Genomic DNA, 22,367 nt, shown 5'->3' with positions numbered 1-22,367 from the left:
CGTGAAGGATACGGATGCCGGCGTGCGCCGCCGGCGGGCGGAAGGGGTTCAGGCGGCCGCGCTCATCGGCGGGCCGGCCTGCATCGTCAGCTGCGCGATCGCCGCCTCGACGCCGTCGCGCTCGGCCCCGGCGCCTTCACGGGCGGCCTTGGCGTTCTTCAGGTTGGCGCCGGCGGTCAGGTCCTGGATCTTGGCCATCGCGGTCTGCATCGCGACGCCGGCCTGTGCCTGCGCCTCCGGGCTTGACCCGCCGGCCTGGGAGAGCAGGTCGCGCATCTTGGCGACGAAGCTGTCGGGGAACGGCGAGTAGGGCAGGATCTCGAAGAGGACCTGCGGGGTAATCATGTCCTTGATGACCGGGAAGACGCTGGTGAACGTCGACCAGATCACTTCCTTCTGGTTCGGGCTCGCCGGCGCGTCGTCGATGATGACGTCGTACTCGCCCATGGTGCTGTCGCGCAGCAGCGGCACAACCCGCTTGGCGCCATCGCCGGCGATGCGCACCAGGCGGCCGTCCGAGAGGTAGGTCTGGATGAAGTAGAGCCGGACCCGGCCGATGTGCTTGCGCGCGCGGCGGAGCGCATCGAACAGGGTGGCGAGGATCGTCATCGCGGCCTGCTTGCGCTGGTACTCCAGCACGCCGGCCTGCTCCTGCTGCTTCTGGCCGAGCAGCTCGAGGTTCACGCCCGAGGAATCGCGGATCGACATGATCGCGAACTCCATGAGCTGGTAGTGCCCGGCCGGGAGCTGCGGCAGGGGCTTTTCCTTCATGCGCCCGCCCATCAGGGCGCCGTCGTTGACCCAGGAAATGCCGCCGGGCTTGGCGTAGCTGCGCTCGAACGCGGCTTGGTCCGGAACGGCACCCTTCTCCATCATCATGCCGCCCTTGGCCTGGCGGTTGAGCATGTCGAGGGTCTGCGACAGCCATTTGTTGGCGTACCGCTGCGGGTCCTTCATGGCCCGGATGATGCCGAACCAGGTGCCCTTGTTGTGGTCGCGGTCGCCAGTCAGGCAGGCGTAGGAGAACTGGTCGCCGGCCGGGGCCGGCCCGACTTCGAGGACGGTGGCGCCGATGAAGGCCCGGCGATAGACGCGCTTGGTCACCCGGTACGTCTGCATCGTGATGCCGACCGTCGCGGCGCGGGAGAGCAGGGTCGCGGCCTTGGCCTCGTCCATCTCCGTCGGCTCGCGCGTCGTCGGGTCGATGACCATCACGACGCGCTTGCGCTCCCACCACTGGCATTCGACGATCGTGACCTTGCCCGAGCCGGCATCGCGATCGAGACCGCGATCGGCGCGGGACTCGCCCGGTGCGATCTTGTCGTGGGCGTCGTCGTCGCGGTTCTCGGCCCAGGCCGCGTCGAGCTCGGTCGGTTCTGCGTCGGGGAACAGCCCCTCGGCCTCGACCCGGTCCATCGTCTTGGCCCGGAACAGGCGGCGGCCGTCGGCGAGGTTGCGCTTGCGGGCGCTCGAGTCCCAGATCATCTCGAGGGGGTCGACCCGGTCCTCGACGTAGGCGCCGTCCGGGTTGGTCTCGTAGTCGAGACGCATCTCGACCCAGCCCATCCCGGTGATCGCGCAGTCGACGAAGGCGTCGCTCTCCTCGTCCTCGGCCTGCGCCTCGTCGGCGAGGTAGCGGCCGGCCTCGGTCAGCAGCTCGTTCTTGGCTGCGTCGCCGATCTCGCGGGGCAGATACTGGATGTCCTGGCGGCTGTTGACCTCCGAGCCGGCCACGGCCTTGATCACCGGCAGCATGCGATTGAACGTGATCGGCGGCCGGCCCTGCTCCTTGAGCACGGCCTCGTCCTCGGTCGACCACTGCCGACCGGCGACCATGTCGTAGTCCTCGCGCGCCTCCTTGCGCCAGATCGCCGATGCGTCCCGGTCGATGCGGTACCAGGCCTTCAGCCTGCGGACCAAGGCATCGCGGTCCATGGCCTCGCGCTTGTCGGCGCCGGGCGCGCCGGCATCGTCGTCGATGTCGTTCATGCCGGTTCCGTGATGTGCGAGGGGTAAAGCCGAACGGGGTCGGGCCGAGATGTGCATGGGTGCCGTCAGACGGGTCAGGTCGACCATCCCGACCCGGACGGCTCGTGGCGCTCGCGGCGGCGGCGGGCGTAGACGTCGTTGGGGCCGGACGGCGGCGGGGCGTCCTCGCGCGGCTCGGCGATCCCGACCGCGAAGTAGCGGAAGGCGTCGGCGCCGTGGCTGGCCCAATCGTGGAGCGGGGTCTTCGAGAACCGCTGCGTGTCGGGGTCAACCTCGTAGCGATAGTTCCGCAGCGCCTGCAGGCCGTCGGCACAGCGGTCCTCGTCGAACCAGCAGCGGTCGAAGATCTGGCGCGCCGCATCGATGCCGGCGGCGACCGGCAGCTTCGGTGTGATCCGGACGTTGTGCCCGGCGGCCCACATCTGTTGCTCGATGGTCCGCTCGGAGGCGAGCAACTCGTTCCGGGCGTCGTGCGGGAGCCAGTGCTCCCCGTAGACGTAGCCCGGAGCCTCACCCTCCGGCTCGGAGCGAGCCTTCAGGACGTCGAGATAGTGCGTCAGCGCGTGGCCGCGGTTCTCGTAGTAATCGATCAGCCGGAACTCGAAGCCGACGATCTGGGCGAACCAGATCGAGGTCTTGTCCGCCCGGCCCAGATCCCAGAACGTGTGCACGGGCTTCGACGGGTCGTAATGGACCTTCGTGAAGCGCCCGACCCGCGTTGCCGCCAGGATCTCGTTGGCGTAGATCGCGCCGTCGAGGACCTGCTTGCAGTTGCCACCCCAGACCGTCTCGTAGGCGATCGGGTCGCGTTCCTTCAGGTCGAGTGCTTCCTGACGCAGGACCTCCGGGAACCACGGATTGTCCTCCCATCCGATCTTGACGACCTGCGCGCCAGTCGGCGGGCGCTTCACGAACCGCTGATAGGTCTCGTCGCCCTCGAGCTCGGTGTTGAAGCTGACCCAGATCTCCGAGCCGGGCTTGCGGATCGTCGGGATCAGCACGTCCCAGGACGATTTCGAGACGGTACGGGCCTCCTCGACCCAGCATACGTCGACGCCTTCGGTCGACTTCACCGACGCCACGTTGTGCCGGAGCCCCTTGAAGATGAACTCGGTCCCCGTGGTCCCGTAGATGCGCTTTTCCTGGATCTCGTAGAAGCGCGAGAGCCCGAGGAGGTCGATCTGCTGCGCCAGGAGGGCGTGAGCCGATTCCGCGATCGAGTTCTGGAACTCGCGGGCGCACAGCACGCGGAGTGGACGCTGTGCCCCGAGGATCAGGAGGGCTCGCCCGAAGCCCCAGGACTTGGCGCCGCCGCGGCCGCCGTAGGCAATCTTGTACCGAGCCGGCTCGAACAGGAACGCGAGCTTCTCGGGGAACTCGATCGTCATCAGGGGATGGCGGGCGGCCGGATGAACTTCACGGTCAGACCGACCGGGATCTCGCCGCCCTCGCCGTCGCCGTCGACCGGCTGGCTGGGCTTGCCGTAGCCACGATCGAGGATCGCCGAGGCGGCCGAGACCCTGGCGGCCTCGCTCGTACCGCCGACCGCGATGTCGATCAGGACCTGCAAGGCGGCTTCGGTGTGCTCCCGCGCGGCGTCACGGACGCGTGCGGAGGCCTTCGGGCGGCCGCCGGGGTTGCCGCTCTGGCCGGGCTGGAAAGGCATTGCTTGGGGTCCTGATCTCAGCTGGGCTTGCGCCGCTCGCAGCGGACCATGACGTAGCGGCGATCCTCGCGGCGCACGTCGAGGGCAGAGGCGCCGACGAGCTCACCCGCCTTGATGCATTCCATCGGCAGGGCGGCGGGCTGCATGACGACGTCGAGCGCCGTGTCGCGCGTGCAGTCGGCCGGGCTGATCGTTGACGCACAGACCAGGATTACGGCGAGGAGCTGCATCACGTAGCTCCCTGTTCGACGCCGAAGCACCGGCGGGCCTCGTCGGCCGAGAGCTTCGCGGGGTCCGGTCCCGTGACACCGAGCGAGTCCTCGCCGGCGCTGATCTCGCCGCCCAAGACGTTGACGCGCATCCGTCGCCTGGCCGTTGGACTGGCGACGATCGCCGAGCCCGGGACCGGCCGCAGAACGCTCTCCGGGCAGCGGTAGACCGCTTCGTCATCGTGATCGGTCAAAGCGCGCATCCTGTGAGACCGGGCCAAGAAGGGCGGCGGCTCGGGCACATTCGTCGGAGCTGCGAAGAGGGCGACGCATGGCCCAAAGCCTCGCTACGCGGGTTATGAAACGGGGTCTGAGGCGGAACTCGTCGGTGCGCACCGCACCGCCGCGAAGGAAGGTGATCTGCAGGTCGCGCGGGTCGGCGATGTTTCGGCGGACGCTAGCCAGCGTCGCCAGGACCTGGACCCACTGCACCGCGGTGGGGCGACCATCAGCGACATGGACCGCGAACTCGCGGAGCCAGCGCATGAAGGCGGGGGGCGACATCACAGGAACCCCTTGCCGGCGTTGTCGCGGAACAGCTCGCCGTCCTCGATGTAGCCGAGGGTGGTCTCGAGCTTGGCGTGCCGCATGTGGCCGGCGATGTGCCGGAGGTCGGCGCCGACATCCCCGGCCGTCGTCGCGAATCCGCGCCGGGCCGAGTGTCCGCTGAAGCCCTCCGGATCGAGGCCGACGGCGGCGCACCGTGCCTTGACGATGCGGGCGAACTGGCCGGCCGTAAGACGGTCGTGCGAGAGGCGGCCGCGGTCGGCGCCGCGGAAGATCGGGCCGTCGGCGATGCCCGAGGCGGCGAGCCACGTGGCCAACGCCGCCGGGACCTTGAGCTTGCCGTCGGGCACAGCGACCGTGCGGCCCCTGCCCTGCTGGTCGGTCTTGGACCGTCCGATACGGACGAGCAGCCCCTTGCGATGCGTCTCCACGTCGACGACGTCGAGCGCGACGAGCTCGGAGCGGCGCAGCGCGGCGCCGAAGCACAGCAGGATCAGCGCGCGGTCGCGATGCCCGGCCAGGTCTGGCCTGATCTTTCGCACCACCTTGGCGACGAGATCGGCGGTCAGCGCCTGTTTCTTGACAGGGCGGCGGCCGAGCGTGTTGCGGATGCCGGCCAGGATCGACCGGACCTCCTCGAGCGCCGTCGGGGCGGTGTGGCCGGCGGCGCGGTGGACCGCAGCGATGGCGGCGGCCCGGCGGTCGATCGTCGAGACGGACCGGCCGAGCCCGGCGAGGTGGGTCAGGTAGCGGCCGACCGTACGGCCCGAAGCCGGGAGCGTGTCGGCGCCCTGGTCGGCGCACCAGCCGGTGAAGTCGCGCCAGTCCGCGGCGTAGGCCCGGCGGGTAGCGTCGGATTTCGAGGCCGCGGCAAATCCGGCGGCGGCGGCATCGAGGGCGTCGGCCGAGGTCGAGACGTCCGTCGTCGGACGCACGATAAGGGCGCCCTCCAACATGCCGAAAACCCCGGTTTGGAGGCCCGAGAAGGGCGATTATCGTGCGCCCAGGCTCATCGTAGGCGGAGACCGATCGGGGCCGAACGACGAAGCTCACTCGAAAGCCGCGTTGAGAGTGGTTTCGAGCGAGGATCAGGCCCGCGCGGCGAGCGCCTTCGGCCGGGCTCGGAACGCGACGGTCGCGCGGGTGCCGGGGATCGAGCCGGGCTGGAAGGATGCGGCGACCGAACGGCGCGGAACCGCCTCGCGGGGAAGGTCGGCGCCGGTCAGATCGCGGTAGAGGCGGCGCAACCCAAGACGCAGGTCGCCGATCTCGCCGAGAAACGTCTCGACGGTATGCCGATGGCCCGGAACCCGGAGCCGGTCGGCCTGGCGGAGCAGGTCGTGGACCTGTTCGGCTCGCTCGCGATCCGTCATCGTGGTCCGATCTTGGCAGAAAAGCCCGCGCGCGTCAGCCGCCGCAACGCCTTGGCGATTGAGCAGTTTCGCAGTTGGCTGAAAGCTGGCGGGGACGGCAGGGGTCGAACCTGCGACCTTCTGGTTCGAAGCCAGACACTCTATCCAGCTGAGCTACGTCCCCAGGTCCGGACATGCGAAGGGCCGTCAACCCTTCGGCTGCGGCCCCACGTCTCGCGACGCTGTCTTTCTGCAATGGTTCGCCCGTCGGGTCAAGGAAGGGCTCTCGTTCGCGATGGGTGGAAAGCGACCGCGCCACCTTTGCGGCAGAAAAGCAGCTAACCCTTCCCCGTAGACAGCACATAGGCGACGACGGCGTTGGCATGACCGTGGCCCATCCCATGCTCACTTTTCAGCATCGACACCAGATCCATGTGCTTTGCGGGTAGTCGGTCCCGGACAAGCTGCTGCCATTCGCTAATTGGGCGTCCGTACTTCTTCTCGATCGAAGGAAAGTACGACGTTGGTCCCTTAGTGGGCTCAGTCAACATGGGGCACCTTTCGCGCGAGTTTGACGATGTTAGCCTCGCTGTAAGCAGTGCAGGCTGCAACTTGTTCGCATAAGCCGGTGCGCCAGGACTAGCGGAAGTTCGCTAAGGGTGGAAGCGGACCCTGACCCTTCGGCCTGAAGCGGACGTTCCGCCTAGGAGCCATAGCGGACCATCAGCCTCGACGTTGCAGCCCTGCCTCCCGCGCTGCCTCAATCATCGAGCGGATACGCGCTGCCATCGTGTCGATGGCGAATGGCTTGGTCAGCACCGCCATGCCAGGCGCGAGTTGCCCATTACCGAGAATGGCGTTCTCCGCGTAGCCGGTGATGAACAGCACCTTGAGGTCGGGTCGATGGACCCGCGCGGCGTCAGTCATCTGCCGCCCGTTCATACCGCCGGGGAGCCCGACATCAGTCACGAGGAGGTCTATGCGCACGTCCGATTGCAGCACCTTCAGGCCTGTCGCACTGTCGCCCGCCTCGATTGCCGCGTAGCCAAGGTCTTCAAGGATGTCGGTCACTAACATGCGGACAGTTGGCTCATCGTCCACGACCAGCACCGTCTCGCCCTGCTCGGAACGCGGAAGGTCGGAGGCTCTCATGGAGACGTCATCGTCCGCGACCTCTCCGTAATGGCGAGGCAGGTAGATGCACACCGTGGTGCCTTGTCCAACCTCCGAGTAGATGCGGACCTGCCCACCCGACTGCTGGGCAAAGCCGTAGATCATCGAAAGCCCAAGGCCGGTCCCCTCGCCGATCGGCTTGGTGGTGAAGAACGGCTCGAAGGCTCGCGCGATCACCTCGGGCGACATCCCAACGCCTGTATCGGTGACACACAGCGAGAGGTACTGCCCCTCGGGAATGGCCTGCTTGATGGCCGCTTGCTCATCGAGCCACTTGTTGGCGGTCTCAATGGTGATGCGCCCGCCGTCCGGCAACGCGTCACGAGCATTGATGCACAGGTTCAACAGTGCGTTCTCAAGTTGCGAGGGATCGACCAGAGCCGGCCAGAGCCCGGACGCGCCAACGACCTCGACCTGTATGTTCGGGCCAACTGTACGCTGGATCAACTCCTGCATGCCGGCCGCGAGCCGGTTCACATTTGTCGGTTTTGGATCGAGCGTCTGGCGGCGCGAGAACGCGAGCAGCCGATGCGTCAGGGCAGCCGCGCGCTTCGCCGCCCCCTGAGCCGCCGTCATGTAGCGGTCCACATCGGTAAGGCGGCCCTGCTGTATCCGGGTCTGCATCAGCTCCAGGGAGCCGGAGATGCCTGCGAGCAAGTTGTTGAAGTCGTGGGCCAGCCCACCGGTAAGTTGCCCAACGGCTTCCATCTTCTGCGCTTGACGAAGGGCCTCCTCGGTCCTGCTCAAGGTCTCAGCCTGCTCCTTCTCCGCCGTGATGTGCCGTCCGCTGGCGTAGATCAGTTCAGCCTCGGGGGCAGCAACCCACGAGATCCAACGGAAGCCTCCGTCTTTGTGGCGGTAGCGATTCTCAACGACCGGCAGGTTCTCGACACGCGCAAGCTCTAGCGCACGGTTGGTCAACGCCTCATCTTCCGGAAGCACAAAGTCGAACACCGACCTGCCGTTCACATCTTCAAGTGTCCAGCCGAGGATCGCGGTAAAGGCAGGGTTGACGGCTTGAAACACGCCCGCACCGTTGATGATGACCTGAATGTCTTGTGTGTTACGCCAGAGTCGATCCCGTTCGCGAGATCGTTCAGCCACCTGCCTTTCGAGGTCAAGATTCAGATCCGCGAGATCAGCTTGTGACTGAACGCCTGCTGTCGTTTCCATGCAGCAGCAGAACATTCCTGCTACGCGGCCATCTTCGTCGCGGATTGGTGAGTAGGAGAACGTGAACCATGTGTCTTCATATTGCCCTCGACGCATCATGTGCAAAGGTAGATCTGCTGAGAACGTGGCCTCACCGGCCATGGCACGCTGAATTAGCGGATTGATGTCAGGCCAGATCTCAGACCAAATTACCTCAAATGGACAGCCAAGCGCTGCCGGGTGTTTATTGCCAAGGATTTCTGCGTAGGCATCATTATATATAAATCCGAGCTCCTGGCCCCAAGCGATAAACATCGGGAATGCAGAGTTCAGCATGAGGCTCGCCGTCATACGCAATGGTGCAGGCCAGGCGTCGAGAGGACCTAACGGGGAACGGGACCAATCATGAGCCCGCATCCGCGCGCCCATCTCACCGCCATTTAGGAACGCAGCCTCCCAGCCCACCGAATTAGCCACGGTTCGCCTAGCCATGCGCAGCCGGGCTCCTAATCGCCGCGAGGGTTGACGCTTCGTCCCGCTCCAGCAGGCGAAGCGCGGAGCGCAGAACCTCGCTGATGCTGCGGTAGCGGCCCGAGGCGAGGAAGGCGCGAAGGAGCGCGTCCTGTTCCGGAGTGATCGAGACGGTAACGGTGCGGCGCACGGACATAGGCGAGCCATGCCTGATGAGGTTTGTTCTTACAAGCACGTCACGGATACACAGGCGCAGCTCTGAGTGCTTCTGGTTGTGGGTCTAGGCGCAATGCCGAACGTCCGCTTCCCAAATACCCGGACGTAGGTCATCCTCCATCAAGCTGATGCGAATCGGACCTGCCGAGGGTCCGCAAAAGGTCGGAAGCGGGCCTTAGGCGGTGGGTACCAAGGGTCAGATTTCGACCATTAGATGGCTTCCGCCTCCTACGCCGCTGCCATTGCTGCCGACCTTTTCAGGCGATCACCGACATCGGCAGCCTGGGTCGCGTACTCGTCCCGGATCAGCGTCGCCGCCGGCGCTGTCGCCGTGTGCTGGGCTTCGGTCAGGCCTTCGAGCAGGAACCGGAAGTGCGCCGCGACCTGGGCCACGGCCTTGTCGCCCGACTTGCCGCGCTGGGCCGCGTAGGCCGCGAAAGTGACGCGCTCGGCCAGGATCTGGCGCAGGAACTGGGCCCCCACCGTGCCGATCGCAAGTTCGATGCGGGCCGTGAACTTCCGGACCTTCTGGGCGTCCTCGATCGACAGGATGATCGCCAGCTCGTGCGCGACGGTCTGGTCCCGCGAACCGCCCTCCCCCCAGCCGGCCGATCCGAGGCGGGCGCCAGAGCCGCGCTCGTAGACGACCTGGATCATCCGGCCCACGAGGAGCTGGGCTTGCGTGATGCGGCCCGAGGCGCGCTCGGCCGCCAGGACGTCGGTGCGGCGGTTGATCGGCGCTGAGTGGTAGCAGCCGGGCCGTTCCGCATCCGGGAACAGGCCTTCGCCCATCTCGACCTCGACGTCCCGCGCCAGCAACGGCAGGACGAGGCGTGCCTGCCGGCGTGCGGCCGAGGCGATGCGCTTCTTGGCGGTGCGGGTGGTGCTGGACGACGGATTGGCCGACGCGGTCACGGTGGTGCCCCTGTGCTCAAACTGTCAGCATGGCGTCCGATGCCGACTTTACGGGTGTCAAGTCGCTGTCGCGGGCTGAGATTGCGGCATCCGCGCTGTTCTTGGCGTCGGCGATCCGCTGGCAGGCGCGGCGGCGGCGGTCCTCGAAGGTCGACCGGCGCCATCCCGTCTCGATGCAGAACTGCGCGATCGATCCGCCGACCAAGCCCTTCGTCGCCTTGCACCGCGCCCAGATCAGCAGTGCCCGGCGTTCGTTGGATCTGTCGCCGAGCACGGTGCCTGAGAACGAGACGATGTCGAAGGTGGCGCTCGGCACGTCGGGACCGATCGCCATCAGGGTGTTGCCGCGCGGCGCGTAGATCGCCGTCGTCGGCATGGCCCGGAAGGCCGCCAGCAGCCACAGCTCGACATCCGCGCAGGTCCATCGCCGAGAAGACAAGGGAGGATCGGCGCCACCCTGTCGTGTGCTCATCCGGCTAAACCTCTCCTTCTCTCTCTTAGTGTGAGGGTTTGTATGGTTTTTGGGGTGGTTCTCAGTAGGAATGGAAAAAGATGCAGTTGCGAGTTTCGCGCGTGCGCGTGGAAACGACCCCTGAAACACCCCAAACCCCAGGTCAGGCGGCTGCGATTGGGGGTCACAGCATCGTCTCCTGGACGTCGCGATCGACCTGGACCAGGACGTAGCGATTGCCGCGCTTGGCATCGGCAAGCATCTCCAGGCGCCAGCCGTTGACGACGCGCCCCTTGATCCGCGTGAGCCATCGGCCGAGGCGCTTGGTGGAGATCACGGGGCCGGCGTTGGCCTGCCGCATGAGGATGTCCCGGAAATCGGGGTGCATGTACGCGCCCTCGATGAAGCGCTCGGACGCCACCTCCTCGATCTGGATCGAGGTGTAGGACGCACCGACGACGAGGGCCGCGCGCCAGGCTTCGAACAGCTCGCTGATCACGACGAGCTCGGGGTCCTCGTCGCGCATGATGTCCATGCTCGCGACGGGGTCGGCCTCGCCGAGCCAGATCAGCGCGGACCGCACCGAATCCGACCAGGCCCTATAGCTGCCGATCGGCCCGCACATCGGCGGCGAGCCGGCGGCGCGGTAGGCGCGCACGATGGTGATCGCCGCCGCGATGTAGGCGCCCCGGTCGTCGAGGATCCTGGCGATGGGATCGAAGTCGAACTGGCGCAGCTCGGGACGCTCGACGCGCGGGTCGAGGGTGCACATCACCGCGCGGCGCGTCATGTCGCCGACCATGGTGAGGTTGTTGCCGGTGGCGAAAACCGTCGCCCGGCACTCGATCTCCGGCACCTCGCTTTTGCCAAGGATGCGCACGCGCACCAGCGGCCGTTCGGTCATCTGGCAGAGCATGTCGCCGCCGAGCTCGCCGTTGACGTTGTCGATCGAGATGACCGGCGCGCCGTCGAGGAGCAGGGCCCCGAGGCGCTTCTCGGTTTCCTCCTCGGTTTTGCCCACCGCCATGACCGAGCAGGGCCGGCCGGTCGCGATCGTCGACAGGACGTCGACGAGGAAGCTCTTGCCCGTCCCGGCCGTGCTCGCCCGGATGCCGTGCAGCGGTGCTACGGGCAGAGCGGGCCGGATCACCGCGGTGAGGATGCCCGACAGCGCCACGGCCTGATCGACCGCCTTCACGAAGGGGAAGCCCGCCAGGGGCTCCTTGAGCAGCGTCAGCGCGTCGACGGCGTCCTCGCGGCTCGGCGCCTCCAGGATCTCGGGCATCTCGAGCGTCTCGTCGAGCATCAGGTAGAGACGCGTCGCCGGATCGTAGCCGGCTTTGTCGAGCAGGGTGCCGTCGGGCCGCAGCGTCGGCGTGGTGATAATGCCGGCCACCGGCGGCACGCGCCACTTGCCTTCGCGGGACAGGAGCGTCGCGGCGACCTTCGCCGGCGGGTCGATGTTGCCCCAGGCGCGCCGGCGCTCGTCGTACCGTTGGAACTTCGCGGTCTGCGCCAGGACGTCGGTGAGGGCATCGGCCCCGAGCGGCCGCAGCCGGGCGATGCGAACCAGGCGGCCGCCGCCGGTCGGTACCACGTCGGTGATCGGGCGCACGAGGTTGCCCGCCCGCGAGAAGATCGGCTCGGCCGCGTTGATGAGCACCTGCTCCGCCTCGTCGACGACGCGTGGCAGCTCGCTCGCCACCACCTTAATGATGGGCAGGCCGTGATCCTCGCTCGAGTCCGAGGCGCGGTCGATCTCCTGCCGGCTCCTGCGCCGCTGTTGCCGCTGCTGTCGTTCGGCGTCGTCTAACCGGATGACGTCCGTCATGCCGCCACCGTGCCGATCGCCGAGACGGGAACCACGATGCGGGGCAGACGGACCTCCTCGAGCATCGCCTTGAGCTTCTGGCCCACCTCCACATCCGGCGCCTGGATCGCCGGCACTTCGAGCAGCTGCTGCCGCGCGATCGTCTCGTCGACGATGCAGGCGCCGGTCCGCCATCCTGCCAGCCAGGCGCGCGGGTCGGCCGCGAGCACCAGCGGCTCGTCGCGGCTGGCGCGCCAGATCGCATCGCCGCCGAGCAACCCGACGCACCCCTCGAGCGTGGCGAGGCGGCCCGATCGCGGGTGCCAAGCGATCCAGTCGATGAGCCATCCGCCCTCGATGGCGGGGATCAGATAGGCGGCAACGAGGTCGTCGGGCTCGCCCTGGCAGTCCACGGCCCTGACAAAGCGCCGGCCGCGCAGGAACCGCACGGCCTCGCGGGTGACCGTGAAGCGGGCATCGAACGGCACGGAGAACGGGATCCGGGTCTCGCGCGGATCGGCGAGATAGCCGGCCAGCGCGAAGGGTGAGACATCACCCGCGACGAACCAGTCGAGGTCGACCTGACGCAGGTGGCTCATGACTGGACCACCGTGACGCGCGTCGCCGCCCGGGTCAGGCCGGTGTAGAGCCAGCGGCGGGAGTGCTCGCGGAAGGCGCCGGCCTCGTCGAACAGCACGACGTCGTCCCACTGCGATCCCTGCGCCTTGTGGACGGTCAGGACGTAGCCATAAGTGAACTCGTCGAAGCCGCGGCGATCGTCGGCCTCGAGGCTCGCTTCAGTGCCGGCGAAGAACTCCGGTCGCACCGCGACTCCGAGCGGTTCGGCATCGGCCTCATCTTGCGGCTTCACCGTAAGCCGGATCGCGTCCCGGTCGTGGTCGACGACGTCGCGGACGGTCCAGAGGCCGCCGTTGAGGAGACCGAGCTGCCGGTTGTTCTTGAGGCAGACGAGTCGGTCGCCCTTCTCCGGCCCGCCCGGATCACGCCCCTGGATCGCCCGGACCTTCTCGTTGACGGACTGGCGCGTCGCGTTGCGCCCGACGAGGACCTGGTCGGCCTTGATCACCGCCGACTGGCCGAGCGCGTCGCGTCGGATTACGCGGCTCTCGCCGTAGGCTCCGCACGACAGCCGGCCGCCCTCGCGCACCGTCATCGACATGCGGATGATCGGGTTGTCCGCGGCCTGCCGATGCACCTCGGTCAGCATGAAGTTTGGGTGGCGGCCGGTGAAGTACCCGGCGCCATTGACCGGCGGGAGCTGTGCGGGATCGCCAAGCACCAGCACCTTGGCGCCGAACGACATCAGGTCGGCCCCGAGCTCCGGGCCCACCATCGACACCTCGTCGATCACCACGAGGTCGGCTTCCGCCACCGGGCTGTCGTGGTTTAGCTCGAACGTCGGCGGGCCGCCGCGCCGGCCGCTCCGGACGCGGTAGATCAGGCTGTGGATCGTCGAGGCGTCCGCGCAGCCCTTCGACTGCAGGACGAGGGCCGCCTTGCCGGTGAAGGCGGCGAACAGCACGTCGCCGTCGACGCCGGCGGCCAGGTGCTTGGCGAGCGTCGTCTTGCCCGATCCGGCGTAGCCCCCGAGGTAGAAGGGCGTCGTCTCGTCCGACGTGCGCCAGGCCTCGACGGCCTTCAGCGCCTGGTCCTGCTGCGGACTCCACGTCATCGGCGGGCCCCCATAGTCCGCCCGTTCGAGCGCACGATCCGCGACGGCTCCTCGATGAGATGCACGCGATCGAGATTGGCGAGATGATGGGCGGTGATCGACGCGATCTGCCGGAGGTCTGCCGCCTCGCGCTGACGGTCGGCCGGGTTGGCGTTCGGCAGTTTCGCCAGCGCGGCCGCGGCCTCGTCGGCGCGGCGGATGTAGCCGTCGACCCGGAGGAGCACGGCCTCCAGGTCGGCGAACCGCTCCAGGAACTCGTGCTCGGCCGCGCGCCGGTCTGCGATCCAGTCGGGGGAGGCTTGGCCCATGGCGCTACTCCGCCGCCACGAGCAGCGGCGCGGGCGCCGGCTGGTAGAGGTTCACGAAGTCGGGCCGGGCGAACCGCTGGAAGGCCTCGCCGTAGGGAGGGAAGCTGCAGGCGCGAACCAGGTCGTAGAAGCCTTCGGGCTTCTCGCTGTTCTCGCCGACGGGCCAATCGTGATCGGTAGGCGTGGCGCGCGCCGGCGCCCGGGTGCGCAGCGTGCCGCGCACGGCGAAGATGACGTGCTCTGTCCGGTTCCTAAAGTAGCGGCCGAAGCCGATGTCGGGCTTTGTCCAGGTCAGCACCGTCTTGTGGGCGAAGCCCCACGGCTCGAGGAGGCCGAAGGCGACCTGGAGCGTGTTGTTCGTCGCCCAGAGGTACAGGTGACAGTCGTCCTCGGCCCACTCGCCGACGGGCATGTCCCGGATCTCGTCGAGCGGCATCAGGGCATAGTCGTGCCCGGCCGCGTCCGAGATGTTGTCCTCGCCCCATGGTGGGTCGACGACGAGGGTGCGGAAACGGCCGGCGACCGGCTGCAGTCCGAGGATGCGCTCCTCGTCCCTGGCACGCAGGAGCTTGGTATGCGGGCCGTTAACCTTGCCGGTGCGGTCCATCTCGGCGAGCAGCGGTCCGAATAGTTCGGGCTCGGCCGTGGCGGCGCGGCAGATGTCCCCGATCTTCTCGAGCTGGCGTCCGGAGATCCCGAAGTGCCGGGCGATGCGGTCGCGGGCGTCCGAAGGCCCGGAAACTTTCCGGCCCTTGCCGCCGGCGGACATACGCTTCAGCGCCTCGGCGCGCTCGCTCTCGAGGAGGGCGAGGCCCATGGCGTGAATCTGGCTGGGTCGGAAGACGGGGCCGGACTTCATGCGGCGGTCCACGATTGCGCGTCCCCGAACAGCCCATCGCCGCGACCGACCAGGAACCGGCTTGCAATCGCGGTCTCGGCCGCGCTCGGCGTGATCGTCTTGTGCGGCGCCGGCCCCTGGCCTGGTCGGCGGGCCGGCGGCGGATCGAGGCGGTACCGGCGCCCGCGCGGGCCCGGCTCGGCCACCAGCATCCAGCCGGCGAGGCACCAGGCCACCACGCGCTGCGCAGGCTCGGGGAGGTCGGAGGGGCGGGTGTAGCTGATCATACTGCGATCCCAGGCGCGGCAAGGCCAGGGAAGTGGACGGTCGACGATGCGACGGGCGCCAGCTCCTCGATCTGGATCACCAGCTCGGGCTTGGCGCCGTACCGCTTCTCGATCGCCGCCTTGGCAATCTGCTTGTCGTCCCGCCAGACGACCTCGTTCAGGGCGTCGAGCACCTTCAGCAGATTGTCGGCGTCCGGCATGATCGTCGGCCACAGATCACCCGAGAGGGCTGCGGCACGCCGCTTCTTCGGCCAGCTCACCGGCACGGGAAAGACAGCGACCACGGACACGGCAAGAGGCCCGTCGATCGGGGCGGCCTCGCCCATCACATCCTGCCCTGCGAGCCGAAGCGCACTCTCGTAGGAGCGCGTCCGGCCGGGGGTAAAGGCGTGACCGGTCGCCTTGGCGAAGCGAGGTCGGCCCTTCCCGACCGGGAGGCCCGAAAGGCGGATGATGATGGGCGAGGCCATGACCGTTCAAGCCGCTACGGTTTTGCGGGCAGTGCGACGCTGCCGCTTAGGGGCTGGCTCATCTGCCGGCCCCTCCCCGCCGAACTCGCGATCAACCTCCGCCACCGGCGCGGGTGTACCGTCGCCGGACCCTGCTTCCTCGCCATCTTCGTCGTTCTGCTTGTCGAGCATGCTGGTCTGGTCCGGCTGCGGCCGTGCGATCCACCGCTCGCCAAAGAACTCGCCCGCTTCGGCCAAGACCAGGATCGCGGAGCCAACGCCGTGCTCGGTAACCCGCGTGGTGTTCCCGACGGTGAGCACGGCAGCGGGGGCAGGGAGATGCAGGAGGTTCAGCAGGGAACGCAGGTACAGGGCGCGATCGGGCGGGCTGGGGAGCATCAGCCGATGGCGCATGGAAAGGGACGAGCCGGCCGGGGTCAGATTGCGATGGGTCCGGCCGGCTTGCTCACGCACCGGAGGCTGACGCCTTCCACGAGCGTGATCTCGGGATTTGACGCCGCAACCGCCTGTCGAAACGAGGGGTCGTTGTACGGTCGCGGCGATCGGCCGGCTGAGCCCGGCGCTCATAGCGTCCACGCCCAGCGGCAGAACGCAACGAGGCCGATGAGCATGACGACGAGGCCAACCAGCAGCGCGGATACTCAGCCCGTGATGCATGCCGTCGAGGAGGACAATGGCGAGCAGGCCGGTGACGGCAGCAATAGCAGCCATTACGCGACGCTCACTTCGGAGGGCCCGACCATTCCTGACGCGGGCGACTGGTAGAGATCGGGGCGAAGCTCGTGGCGGGGAACGCCAGACGCAGCTTCGACCTTCAGCACCCTTAAAGGTGGGCACGATTGCCACTGGCTGATTGCCGCGGAGCTGATGCCCAACGACCGGGCAAGAGCAGCATGGCCACCCGCCAACTCGATAGCTTTTTTAAGGGCTGCTTCACTCATGTTCTCATCATAAGCATGGCTTACGATAGCGCACAAGCGAGAATTAACTTGAAAGTTGGTAAGTGACGCTTATTCAGTTTCACATGGCGAACGAGCTAGGCGATGCACTCCGCAAGGCGCGAGAGGCCAAAGGCCTGAAGAAGGTCGGTGTGGCTCGGATGCTGGACATCAGCCCCTCGGCGATCTCGCAGTGGGAATCGGGAACAACTACGCCGTCGCCCGAAAATCTCCTTCGAGTAGCTCACGTATTTGACATCGTCCTCAACGAACCGCCGTTTAAGGAAGCGATAGAGAGGTCCGGCGCTGCTGGTCCGAAGGTTGCCGCAGCAGCTGGACAGACGCTTCGGAACCGCTACGCTTACGGCCTTGACGTTTCTGAGCAGAATGTCCGGCAGGCCGTGTCGGCCCCGCCCATATCGAGCCTTCAAGGTCTAGCCAGGGACGTGCCTGTACGCGGAATCGCGGTCGGAGGAGACGATGCCGATTTCCAGATGAACGGTCAGGAAAACGACTACGCGATCCGCCCGCCGGGCCTCGCCAACGTCAAGGGGCTTTTCGCTCTCGTGGTAAGCAACGACAGCATGTATCCGGCTTGGCGCCCCAACGCTACCTTCTACATCAATCCAAACCGAGCGCCGCAGATCGGCGACGATGTTGTCGTTGAGATGCTGCCTGACGACAGCGGCGAGCCTGGCAAGGCATTTCTGAAGCGCCTTAAGTCACGCACCCCGACAAAAGTCATTGTCGAACAGTTTAACCCGCCGATGGACATAGAGTTCGAGCGTGCGGCCGTGCGACTCCATCGTGTTGTGCCTTGGGAAGAAGCGCTGGGAATTTCATAGAGCCTTTACATTCGCGGCGATGTCGCACCGATAGTAAGGTGTGATCGTGATATTCTTGCTCATAACGCCGCGCTCAGCGCAAGACCGGCATTTAAGCTTCTGCCCAAGCTGCTCCACGGTGTTAATGCCGGTGCCGATCATCTGCACGATGTGCGACTTGGCCAGCCTCCGCTTCCGGCCGCAATTCTCGCAGGCGACGCCTAGAGCCACGAGGTCGTCCATACCGTCGAGCCGCGCGCCAGTCATTCATGTTCACTCTTTGTTCTCAATATGCCTCTGATCGCGGCAATCCCAACGCGAGTCCAGCCCTGGCGAGGTTATCAACAGCGACCTTTTTCTCTCTTTTGGCCACTGACGTAAGCAAAACTTATGGAAAGCGCTTGCTCGAAAAATTAAGTTGTGCTTGCTTATTTCCGTCGCAGCTCGTGATGGAGTCCCGCCAGTGCCTCTCGTCTCTCACCTCATCACCTGCCAAGCGGCGGACGGCCTGTACCACCAGGAGGACCGCGCCGGCCTGAGCTTCGCGCAGGCGGTCCGCAGCGTCGCCGACGGAACACCCTTCCCGCTGGCATCAGTCCATCGCGTCGACTTCGTGTCCGGCACCATCGCCGACGTCACCTGCGCCGCGCTTCATGCTGCCGTCGATTGGTGGCGCGACGCCTACAACGCCGACCTTCCCGGCTGCCTCTGGGCCGCTTGTGAGGCCTACGGCGTGGAGCGGTATGACCCCAAGGACGCGCCGGTCGCCGACTCCAACGCCGAGCACGGGCTTGACGCGTTCGAAATCGGACTGTCGAGGGCCGCGTGATGATCGGCCATGTCGACACGATCACGTCGTTGCGCGCCATTGCGGAGGGACGCCGAGCCCCTGCCAGGAAGTATGCCGCGTTCCAGCGATCCGCCCTGATCCGGGTCATCGGCCATGGATCCCGATCCAAGCCCGTCCTGACCGACACCGGCCGCGCCAAGCTCGCCCAGGCGGAGGCCAGCCGGTGATGACTGACCTCCAGCTCGCCTGCCTCGCTCTCTCAGTCGCGCCACTCACCTTCGGCGCACTCTGGGCCCTCGTCGACGTCGCGAGCCGCATGGTCGGCAGTGCCGACACGCCGGCCGACCCCGTTGAGACGTTCCACACCATCGCCGGGTACGTGGCCCGCCTCGTCGCCCTCGTCCCCGCCATGGTGCTAGCGGCGGCTACCATGCTCTTTGGCTGGAGGGTTAGGCCGTGAGCGTCCTCCTCGCCGCCACCGGCTTCCCCGGCCCCTACGTGGTGCGGTCCTCGTCCGAGGCCGTCATCGTCGACGCGCAGGGCCGCCCGGTCGCCATAGTGCTTCCCGTCTTCGCCGACCCGGCCGTGCGCATGTGGCTCGCCGAGTTCATGGCCGCCGCCGTCAACGCCGCCGCCGGCTTCCCCGCGCCGCCCATCGAGGCACCGCTCGATCCTCGCCATCTCGCCGCCGTCCACGGGACGACACGCGCCTTCGTCCGCCGGGCCTCGCCCGGCCCCCTCTCCGACGCCGCGGAGTGAACACCATGGACATCATCGAGCACACCGAGGGCCGCGTGCCCGGCCCGGGCCTCTACCGGATGCCGGCCAAGGTCTATCACGCCGATCCGGCGCCCGAGCCGAGCCTGTCGTCGTCGATCGCCAAGCTGTTCCTGACGCACAGTCCAGAGCACGCTTGGGCCGAGCACCCGCGTCTGGGCAAGGCCCCCGACGACGAGGTCGACCCGAGCCGGGTCATGGAGGTCGGTTCGGCGGTCCACAAGCTGATCCTCGGCCAGGGGGCGGACCTCGTCATCATCGACGCCGACGATTACCGGACGAAGGACGCCAAGGCCGCCCGGGCCGCCGCCTACGCCGCGGGCAACGCGCCGATCCTGAAGCCGGACATCGACAAGGCCGAGGCCATGGCCGGCCGCTTCGAGACCCGCATGGCGCTCATCCCCGGCTGCGAGGGCTTCGCCCAGGCGCAGGCCGAGGTCGTCGCGGTGGTGCGGGACCGGTCCGGCGCGTGGCTTCGGATCATGATGGACAAGGTCGAGATCGACGACCACGGTGCGGTGATCTGGGACGTGAAGAGCGGCAACGTCTCGGCCGCCCCGCAGGGCCTTGGCCGGCGCGTCGAGCAGATGGGCATGGAGGTACAAGCCGCCTTCTACGTGCGGGCCTTGGAGACGCTGCTCCCGCGCCTGGCCGGCCGCGTGCGGTTCCGGTGGGCCTTCATCGAAAACGACGTTCCGCACGGCCTGTCGGTGGCCGAGGCCGACGCGGTCGGCATGGGTATCGGCGCCCGCAAGGTCGACGTCGCGATCCAGACCTGGAACGGCTGCCTCGAGACGAAGGTCTGGCCCGGCTACCCGGCCGAGATCATCCGCGTCGAATACCCGGAGTGGGCGGCCAACCGCTGGACCGAACGCGAGGTCTCCGACCCGCAGCTCGCCAGCATGAATTACGACCCCGCCACCAGCCCCCACCGTCCCTATGGCTATGGAGATGCGGCGTGACCTTCGCCTTTGCACCGGCCGTCCGCGATCGCGTCGGCCTCCTCATCGGTCTCGCTGGCCCGACCGGCAGCGGCAAGACCTTGTCTGCCCTCAAGATCGCGCGCGGGCTCGCTGGCGGCGACGACAGCAAGATTGCCTTCGTCGACACCGAGGGCGGTCGCGGCAAGCACTACGCGCCGGCACCGAGCGAGAAGCCTTCCGAGACCGTCTTCGGCTTTCAGCACTGCGACCTGCGCCCGCCGTTCACGCCCGAGGCCTACCGCGACGCGATCGCGGCCGCGGATGCCGCCGGCTTCGAGGTGATCCTGGTCGACAGCTTCTCCCACGTCTGGGACGGCGACGGCGGCCTGCAGGAGATGCACGACGTCATCGTCGACGAGTCGGTGGTGAAGTCCCGCGCGGCCGCCGAGGAGAAGGGATGGCGGTTCGACGAGGCCGTGACGCGCGACAAGGCGTCGATCGGCGCGTGGAAGGAGCCCAAGACTCGGCACAAGCGCCTGGTGTCCCGCCTGATCCAATGCCGGGCGCATCTCGTGATCTGCATGCGCGCCGACGAGAAAATGCGCATGGAGACGGTCGGGGAGGAAGGCCGGAACGGCAAGACCTTCAAGAAGACCGTCATCACCGCCGCCAAGGATCTGCCGCTCGCTGAGCGGTGGGTGCCCATCGTCGAGAAGCGGTTCCCCTACGAGCTGACGACGTCGTTCGTCCTGGCGCCGACTAACCCTGGCGTGCCGATCCCGATCAAGTTGCAAGACCAGCATCGGTCGGCCGTGCCTTTGGACAGGCGGATCGATGAGGGCGTCGGCCGAGCCCTGGCAACGTGGGCGAAGGGCGGCGCAGCGCCGATGACCGCCCGCGAACGCCTCTACGTGGCCGCGCGTGAGGCGGCAGACCAAGGAGCCGTGGCCCTCGCCGACTTCCGCCGCGGCCTCGATGACCGAGCCGATACGGCACTGTTCCCGATCCTGGACGAGTTGACGCGTCGGGCATCCGACTTCGACGCCGCCAACGACAGCTTCCCCGGCGATCGCAGCGAGGCCGCCTGACACAGTGCACCGCCGCCATTCTCACCCCACGAGGAGCGACCCCATGACCGCGAGAGCCACCACTGACGACGATCGCACCGTCGGCACGCGCATCATGAAACTGCGCAAGGCCAAGGGCATCAGCCGATCGGCCTTGGGCGCCGCCATCAGCGTGACGTTCCAGCAGGTCCTGAAATACGAGAAGGGCCTGAACCGCGTCGGTGCCGGCCGCCTACACGAGATCGCCAAGCACCTTGAAGTGCCGGTGTCGGCCCTGTTCGACGAGGGCGGCGAGGAAGGTACGTCCGAGATGTTCGACCTTAAGGTCGAAGCAGGCGCCATCGAACTACTCAAGGCCTACGCCGCGATCGAGGATGTGGACCTGCGCCGGAACGTGCTCGCCATCGTCCGCACCGCCGTGCACCTCGGGCACGGACCTAAAGCGATCAGCGCATGATGAAAGGGACGCTCCCGCTATCCCTCCCCTTTCTGGGCTCGTTCGACAGCCTCGGTGGCTCGCTCGCTCGGCTCGGCCGGTGTCTCTTGCACCTCGCCGCTGACCGAATCCTGCGGACCGGAAGCGAGGCCTTCCTCTGGGCGACGGGACAGCCGACCCTTGCTCTGATCGTAGCTCGATTCCGCCAAGGATCCGGGATCAGTCTTCCGTTCGTTCGACATGCGCTGCGCTCCTGTTTTGCAGGAAACGCTTTGACGGAAAGGTCTGTTCGCGCGACCGGCGCCGTCTCAAACCAAAATGTCGACCACCCGGCTCTGCGATGCTGGAAGAGGCCGAGGGGAGTCTTGCTCGCGCGCCTCGGCATCCACCGATCGCCCGATATCGACCGAGACGAGCCGCGGGCCAGCCTCACGGTCAATTGCCGCATCGGTGCGTGCCGCTTGGATCAGTTCCGTCGCTTTCAGCAGCCCCACGGATGTAATCGAGGTCGTGATCGACATGGCTCGGATCTCCTCTCCGATGAGAGGAGCACGAGAACCATGACCGGGAAGTATCGGAAATCGGTCGGTTTCAATCGACCCTTCAACAGCATGCCCAAGGTGCGTGCATGACTACGGACACCCCCATCGCCTGGACCATCGTCGTGACCGACGGCGCCGTCCTGCGCACCATCCACCCGGCCGCGCTCGGGTCGGCCGCTGCGGAGATCGAGCGCATCCTGCGCACCCACCTGTTCGAGAGCGCGCAGGCAGATCCGGTTCCCGCGGTGCAAGCACCGGCTGCGGGCACGCCTCCGGCCCACGAGATCGCACGATCACGCGGCTTTACCGGTGACGCGTGCGGGACATGCGGCAGCTTCGCGATGCGCAGGGCCGGCACCTGTCTAACCTGCCAGGCCTGCGGATCCACGACGGGGTGCGGGTGATGTTGGCCAACGGGAGGCACGGGTGACCACGTTGCCGATCGGCCTCGTTCCGCGCGGGCTCGCCCGCGACCAGGCTGCGGAGTATTGCGGCTGCGAATC

The 22,367-nt window shown here is 67.2% G+C and carries 33 protein-coding genes and 1 tRNA gene; 10 read left to right on the top strand and 24 right to left on the bottom strand.

Annotated features, from left to right (window positions below):
* Positions 1 to 48: 48 nt before the first annotated feature.
* The 21 genes from ASF39_RS16510 to ASF39_RS16415 all read right to left on the bottom strand — a co-directional run bounded on the left by ASF39_RS16510 (position 49) and on the right by ASF39_RS16415 (position 16,020).
* Positions 49 to 1,989, bottom strand: coding sequence for a portal protein (locus ASF39_RS16510; protein WP_056285885.1), 1,941 nt, complete (start codon positions 1,987 to 1,989; stop codon positions 49 to 51).
* A 74-nt stretch (positions 1,990 to 2,063) separates the two neighbouring features.
* Positions 2,064 to 3,377, bottom strand: coding sequence for a PBSX family phage terminase large subunit (locus tag ASF39_RS16505; protein WP_055888686.1), 1,314 nt, complete (start codon positions 3,375 to 3,377; stop codon positions 2,064 to 2,066).
* Positions 3,377 to 3,655 carry a DUF5681 domain-containing protein gene (locus ASF39_RS16500; protein ID WP_055888684.1) on the bottom strand — a complete coding sequence of 93 codons (279 nt, stop codon included), beginning with the start codon at positions 3,653 to 3,655 and terminating at the stop codon, positions 3,377 to 3,379. The genes ASF39_RS16505 and ASF39_RS16500 overlap by 1 nt, the downstream gene beginning before the upstream one ends.
* A gap of 17 nt (positions 3,656 to 3,672) precedes the next feature.
* Positions 3,673 to 3,885, bottom strand: a complete 213-nt coding sequence (locus tag ASF39_RS16495) for a hypothetical protein (protein ID WP_055888682.1) — start codon at positions 3,883 to 3,885, stop codon at positions 3,673 to 3,675.
* The gene (locus ASF39_RS21505; protein WP_156387800.1) at positions 3,885 to 4,118 is read right to left on the bottom strand and encodes a hypothetical protein; all 234 of its coding nucleotides are present in this window, start codon (positions 4,116 to 4,118) and stop codon (positions 3,885 to 3,887) included. Before ASF39_RS21505 ends, ASF39_RS16495 begins: the two co-directional genes overlap by 1 nt.
* Before the next feature lie 309 nt (positions 4,119 to 4,427).
* Entirely contained in the window at positions 4,428 to 5,366 is a 939-nt protein-coding gene (locus tag ASF39_RS16485) for a site-specific integrase (RefSeq protein WP_156387799.1), read from the bottom strand.
* Between the two features lie 153 nt (positions 5,367 to 5,519).
* Positions 5,520 to 5,804 carry a hypothetical protein gene (locus ASF39_RS16480; RefSeq protein WP_055888675.1) on the bottom strand — a complete coding sequence of 95 codons (285 nt, stop codon included), beginning with the start codon at positions 5,802 to 5,804 and terminating at the stop codon, positions 5,520 to 5,522.
* A gap of 86 nt (positions 5,805 to 5,890) precedes the next feature.
* Positions 5,891 to 5,967, bottom strand: a tRNA-Arg gene (locus ASF39_RS16475).
* A gap of 154 nt (positions 5,968 to 6,121) precedes the next feature.
* Positions 6,122 to 6,334 carry a DUF4287 domain-containing protein gene (locus tag ASF39_RS20780; RefSeq protein WP_082494627.1) on the bottom strand — a complete coding sequence of 71 codons (213 nt, stop codon included), beginning with the start codon at positions 6,332 to 6,334 and terminating at the stop codon, positions 6,122 to 6,124.
* Positions 6,335 to 6,506: 172 nt separating this feature from the next.
* Positions 6,507 to 8,537 (bottom strand): PAS domain-containing sensor histidine kinase, encoded by a 2,031-nt coding sequence (locus ASF39_RS16470; RefSeq protein ID WP_082494643.1) that lies wholly within the window; start codon positions 8,535 to 8,537, stop codon positions 6,507 to 6,509.
* Between the two features lie 55 nt (positions 8,538 to 8,592).
* Complete coding sequence (locus ASF39_RS16465) at positions 8,593 to 8,775, bottom strand: type II toxin-antitoxin system ParD family antitoxin (RefSeq protein ID WP_055888674.1); 183 nt, start codon at positions 8,773 to 8,775, stop codon at positions 8,593 to 8,595.
* Positions 8,776 to 9,023: 248 nt separating this feature from the next.
* On the bottom strand, positions 9,024 to 9,710 hold the full coding sequence (locus tag ASF39_RS21935; protein WP_055888672.1) for a hypothetical protein: 687 nt from the start codon (positions 9,708 to 9,710) through the stop codon (positions 9,024 to 9,026).
* Positions 9,711 to 9,726: 16 nt separating this feature from the next.
* Positions 9,727 to 10,086, bottom strand: coding sequence for a hypothetical protein (locus ASF39_RS16455; RefSeq protein ID WP_055888670.1), 360 nt, complete (start codon positions 10,084 to 10,086; stop codon positions 9,727 to 9,729).
* 259 nt (positions 10,087 to 10,345) lie between these two features.
* Positions 10,346 to 11,992 carry a hypothetical protein gene (locus tag ASF39_RS16450; protein WP_055888668.1) on the bottom strand — a complete coding sequence of 549 codons (1,647 nt, stop codon included), beginning with the start codon at positions 11,990 to 11,992 and terminating at the stop codon, positions 10,346 to 10,348.
* On the bottom strand, positions 11,989 to 12,570 hold the full coding sequence (locus ASF39_RS16445) for a hypothetical protein (protein WP_056285879.1): 582 nt from the start codon (positions 12,568 to 12,570) through the stop codon (positions 11,989 to 11,991). The genes ASF39_RS16450 and ASF39_RS16445 overlap by 4 nt, the downstream gene beginning before the upstream one ends.
* Positions 12,567 to 13,664 (bottom strand): AAA family ATPase, encoded by a 1,098-nt coding sequence (locus tag ASF39_RS16440; RefSeq protein WP_056285872.1) that lies wholly within the window; start codon positions 13,662 to 13,664, stop codon positions 12,567 to 12,569. The genes ASF39_RS16445 and ASF39_RS16440 overlap by 4 nt, the downstream gene beginning before the upstream one ends.
* Complete coding sequence (locus tag ASF39_RS16435) at positions 13,661 to 13,972, bottom strand: hypothetical protein (protein WP_055888657.1); 312 nt, start codon at positions 13,970 to 13,972, stop codon at positions 13,661 to 13,663. The genes ASF39_RS16440 and ASF39_RS16435 overlap by 4 nt, the downstream gene beginning before the upstream one ends.
* Before the next feature lie 4 nt (positions 13,973 to 13,976).
* Entirely contained in the window at positions 13,977 to 14,831 is an 855-nt protein-coding gene (locus ASF39_RS16430; RefSeq protein WP_244472442.1) for an MT-A70 family methyltransferase, read from the bottom strand.
* Positions 14,828 to 15,097, bottom strand: a complete 270-nt coding sequence (locus ASF39_RS16425; RefSeq protein ID WP_055888655.1) for a hypothetical protein — start codon at positions 15,095 to 15,097, stop codon at positions 14,828 to 14,830. Before ASF39_RS16425 ends, ASF39_RS16430 begins: the two co-directional genes overlap by 4 nt.
* Complete coding sequence (locus ASF39_RS16420; RefSeq protein WP_082494626.1) at positions 15,094 to 15,567, bottom strand: RusA family crossover junction endodeoxyribonuclease; 474 nt, start codon at positions 15,565 to 15,567, stop codon at positions 15,094 to 15,096. Before ASF39_RS16420 ends, ASF39_RS16425 begins: the two co-directional genes overlap by 4 nt.
* Positions 15,568 to 15,573: 6 nt before the next feature.
* Entirely contained in the window at positions 15,574 to 16,020 is a 447-nt protein-coding gene (locus ASF39_RS16415) for a hypothetical protein (protein ID WP_156387798.1), read from the bottom strand.
* Between the two features lie 150 nt (positions 16,021 to 16,170).
* Here ASF39_RS16415 and ASF39_RS21690 point away from each other — a divergent pair, with 150 nt between their 5' ends.
* Positions 16,171 to 16,332 (top strand): hypothetical protein, encoded by a 162-nt coding sequence (locus ASF39_RS21690; protein WP_162240605.1) that lies wholly within the window; start codon positions 16,171 to 16,173, stop codon positions 16,330 to 16,332.
* On the opposite strand, the gene ASF39_RS20770 is transcribed toward ASF39_RS21690, so the two are convergent.
* The gene (locus ASF39_RS20770; protein ID WP_082494625.1) at positions 16,278 to 16,508 is read right to left on the bottom strand and encodes a Cro/CI family transcriptional regulator; all 231 of its coding nucleotides are present in this window, start codon (positions 16,506 to 16,508) and stop codon (positions 16,278 to 16,280) included. The two genes, ASF39_RS21690 and ASF39_RS20770, sit on opposite strands and share 55 nt — an antisense overlap.
* A gap of 83 nt (positions 16,509 to 16,591) precedes the next feature.
* On the opposite strand from ASF39_RS20770, the gene ASF39_RS20765 reads away from it, so the two are divergent.
* Complete coding sequence (locus tag ASF39_RS20765; RefSeq protein ID WP_210168680.1) at positions 16,592 to 17,350, top strand: XRE family transcriptional regulator; 759 nt, start codon at positions 16,592 to 16,594, stop codon at positions 17,348 to 17,350.
* Here ASF39_RS20765 and ASF39_RS16410 read toward each other — a convergent pair.
* Entirely contained in the window at positions 17,345 to 17,596 is a 252-nt protein-coding gene (locus ASF39_RS16410) for a hypothetical protein (RefSeq protein WP_055888649.1), read from the bottom strand. The two genes, ASF39_RS20765 and ASF39_RS16410, sit on opposite strands and share 6 nt — an antisense overlap.
* Positions 17,597 to 17,792: 196 nt before the next feature.
* Here ASF39_RS16410 and ASF39_RS16405 point away from each other — a divergent pair, with 196 nt between their 5' ends.
* From ASF39_RS16405 to ASF39_RS16375, 7 genes are read left to right on the top strand one after another with little or no spacing between them, the layout of a single operon-like run.
* Positions 17,793 to 18,158 (top strand): hypothetical protein, encoded by a 366-nt coding sequence (locus ASF39_RS16405; RefSeq protein ID WP_055888647.1) that lies wholly within the window; start codon positions 17,793 to 17,795, stop codon positions 18,156 to 18,158.
* The gene (locus ASF39_RS16400) at positions 18,158 to 18,346 is read left to right on the top strand and encodes a hypothetical protein (protein ID WP_055888645.1); all 189 of its coding nucleotides are present in this window, start codon (positions 18,158 to 18,160) and stop codon (positions 18,344 to 18,346) included. Before ASF39_RS16405 ends, ASF39_RS16400 begins: the two co-directional genes overlap by 1 nt.
* Positions 18,346 to 18,579 (top strand): hypothetical protein, encoded by a 234-nt coding sequence (locus tag ASF39_RS16395; protein WP_055888643.1) that lies wholly within the window; start codon positions 18,346 to 18,348, stop codon positions 18,577 to 18,579. The genes ASF39_RS16400 and ASF39_RS16395 overlap by 1 nt, the downstream gene beginning before the upstream one ends.
* Complete coding sequence (locus ASF39_RS16390) at positions 18,576 to 18,878, top strand: hypothetical protein (RefSeq protein WP_055888641.1); 303 nt, start codon at positions 18,576 to 18,578, stop codon at positions 18,876 to 18,878. Before ASF39_RS16395 ends, ASF39_RS16390 begins: the two co-directional genes overlap by 4 nt.
* 5 nt (positions 18,879 to 18,883) lie before the next feature.
* Positions 18,884 to 19,858 carry a PD-(D/E)XK nuclease-like domain-containing protein gene (locus tag ASF39_RS16385; protein ID WP_055888974.1) on the top strand — a complete coding sequence of 325 codons (975 nt, stop codon included), beginning with the start codon at positions 18,884 to 18,886 and terminating at the stop codon, positions 19,856 to 19,858.
* Positions 19,744 to 20,907 (top strand): AAA family ATPase, encoded by a 1,164-nt coding sequence (locus tag ASF39_RS16380; protein ID WP_082494623.1) that lies wholly within the window; start codon positions 19,744 to 19,746, stop codon positions 20,905 to 20,907. The genes ASF39_RS16385 and ASF39_RS16380 overlap by 115 nt, the downstream gene beginning before the upstream one ends.
* A 43-nt stretch (positions 20,908 to 20,950) precedes the next feature.
* The gene (locus ASF39_RS16375; protein WP_055888638.1) at positions 20,951 to 21,343 is read left to right on the top strand and encodes a helix-turn-helix transcriptional regulator; all 393 of its coding nucleotides are present in this window, start codon (positions 20,951 to 20,953) and stop codon (positions 21,341 to 21,343) included.
* A gap of 287 nt (positions 21,344 to 21,630) precedes the next feature.
* On the opposite strand, the gene ASF39_RS20755 is transcribed toward ASF39_RS16375, so the two are convergent.
* Positions 21,631 to 21,843, bottom strand: coding sequence for a hypothetical protein (locus tag ASF39_RS20755; protein WP_082494621.1), 213 nt, complete (start codon positions 21,841 to 21,843; stop codon positions 21,631 to 21,633).
* 107 nt (positions 21,844 to 21,950) lie between these two features.
* Here ASF39_RS20755 and ASF39_RS16370 point away from each other — a divergent pair, with 107 nt between their 5' ends.
* Positions 21,951 to 22,268, top strand: coding sequence for a hypothetical protein (locus tag ASF39_RS16370; protein WP_055888636.1), 318 nt, complete (start codon positions 21,951 to 21,953; stop codon positions 22,266 to 22,268).
* The last annotated feature ends 99 nt before the right edge of the window (positions 22,269 to 22,367 follow it).

Source organism: Methylobacterium sp. Leaf108 (assembly GCF_001423265.1).
In the GTDB taxonomy this organism is placed as follows: Bacteria; Pseudomonadota; Alphaproteobacteria; order Rhizobiales; family Beijerinckiaceae; genus Methylobacterium.
This window is presented reverse-complemented; position numbering and strand designations above follow the sequence as displayed.

Bases quoted from the DNA above. Each gene is read 5' to 3' on its own strand.
- ASF39_RS16450 (WP_055888668.1), bottom strand. From the start codon at position 11,992: ATGACGGACGTCATCCGGTTAGACGACGCCGAACGACAGCAGCGGCAA.
- ASF39_RS16495 (WP_055888682.1), bottom strand. From the start codon at position 3,885: ATGCAGCTCCTCGCCGTAATCCTGGTCTGTGCGTCAACGATCAGCCCG.
- ASF39_RS16505 (WP_055888686.1), bottom strand. From the start codon at position 3,377: ATGACGATCGAGTTCCCCGAGAAGCTCGCGTTCCTGTTCGAGCCGGCT.
- ASF39_RS16430 (WP_244472442.1), bottom strand. From the start codon at position 14,831: ATGAAGTCCGGCCCCGTCTTCCGACCCAGCCAGATTCACGCCATGGGC.
- ASF39_RS16435 (WP_055888657.1), bottom strand. From the start codon at position 13,972: ATGGGCCAAGCCTCCCCCGACTGGATCGCAGACCGGCGCGCGGCCGAG.
- ASF39_RS16395 (WP_055888643.1), top strand. From the start codon at position 18,346: ATGACTGACCTCCAGCTCGCCTGCCTCGCTCTCTCAGTCGCGCCACTC.
- ASF39_RS16370 (WP_055888636.1), top strand. From the start codon at position 21,951: ATGACTACGGACACCCCCATCGCCTGGACCATCGTCGTGACCGACGGC.
- ASF39_RS20765 (WP_210168680.1), top strand. From the start codon at position 16,592: ATGGCGAACGAGCTAGGCGATGCACTCCGCAAGGCGCGAGAGGCCAAA.
- ASF39_RS16400 (WP_055888645.1), top strand. From the start codon at position 18,158: ATGATCGGCCATGTCGACACGATCACGTCGTTGCGCGCCATTGCGGAG.
- ASF39_RS16480 (WP_055888675.1), bottom strand. From the start codon at position 5,804: ATGACGGATCGCGAGCGAGCCGAACAGGTCCACGACCTGCTCCGCCAG.
- ASF39_RS16470 (WP_082494643.1), bottom strand. From the start codon at position 8,537: ATGGGCGCGCGGATGCGGGCTCATGATTGGTCCCGTTCCCCGTTAGGT.
- ASF39_RS20755 (WP_082494621.1), bottom strand. From the start codon at position 21,843: ATGTCGATCACGACCTCGATTACATCCGTGGGGCTGCTGAAAGCGACG.
- ASF39_RS16440 (WP_056285872.1), bottom strand. From the start codon at position 13,664: ATGACGTGGAGTCCGCAGCAGGACCAGGCGCTGAAGGCCGTCGAGGCC.
- ASF39_RS16425 (WP_055888655.1), bottom strand. From the start codon at position 15,097: ATGATCAGCTACACCCGCCCCTCCGACCTCCCCGAGCCTGCGCAGCGC.
- ASF39_RS16375 (WP_055888638.1), top strand. From the start codon at position 20,951: ATGACCGCGAGAGCCACCACTGACGACGATCGCACCGTCGGCACGCGC.
- ASF39_RS16445 (WP_056285879.1), bottom strand. From the start codon at position 12,570: ATGAGCCACCTGCGTCAGGTCGACCTCGACTGGTTCGTCGCGGGTGAT.
- ASF39_RS20780 (WP_082494627.1), bottom strand. From the start codon at position 6,334: ATGTTGACTGAGCCCACTAAGGGACCAACGTCGTACTTTCCTTCGATC.
- ASF39_RS20770 (WP_082494625.1), bottom strand. From the start codon at position 16,508: ATGAGTGAAGCAGCCCTTAAAAAAGCTATCGAGTTGGCGGGTGGCCAT.
- ASF39_RS16385 (WP_055888974.1), top strand. From the start codon at position 18,884: ATGGACATCATCGAGCACACCGAGGGCCGCGTGCCCGGCCCGGGCCTC.
- ASF39_RS21690 (WP_162240605.1), top strand. From the start codon at position 16,171: ATGAGCATGACGACGAGGCCAACCAGCAGCGCGGATACTCAGCCCGTG.
- ASF39_RS16465 (WP_055888674.1), bottom strand. From the start codon at position 8,775: ATGTCCGTGCGCCGCACCGTTACCGTCTCGATCACTCCGGAACAGGAC.
- ASF39_RS16455 (WP_055888670.1), bottom strand. From the start codon at position 10,086: ATGCCGACGACGGCGATCTACGCGCCGCGCGGCAACACCCTGATGGCG.
- ASF39_RS16510 (WP_056285885.1), bottom strand. From the start codon at position 1,989: ATGAACGACATCGACGACGATGCCGGCGCGCCCGGCGCCGACAAGCGC.
- ASF39_RS16500 (WP_055888684.1), bottom strand. From the start codon at position 3,655: ATGCCTTTCCAGCCCGGCCAGAGCGGCAACCCCGGCGGCCGCCCGAAG.
- ASF39_RS16420 (WP_082494626.1), bottom strand. From the start codon at position 15,567: ATGGCCTCGCCCATCATCATCCGCCTTTCGGGCCTCCCGGTCGGGAAG.
- ASF39_RS16410 (WP_055888649.1), bottom strand. From the start codon at position 17,596: ATGACTGGCGCGCGGCTCGACGGTATGGACGACCTCGTGGCTCTAGGC.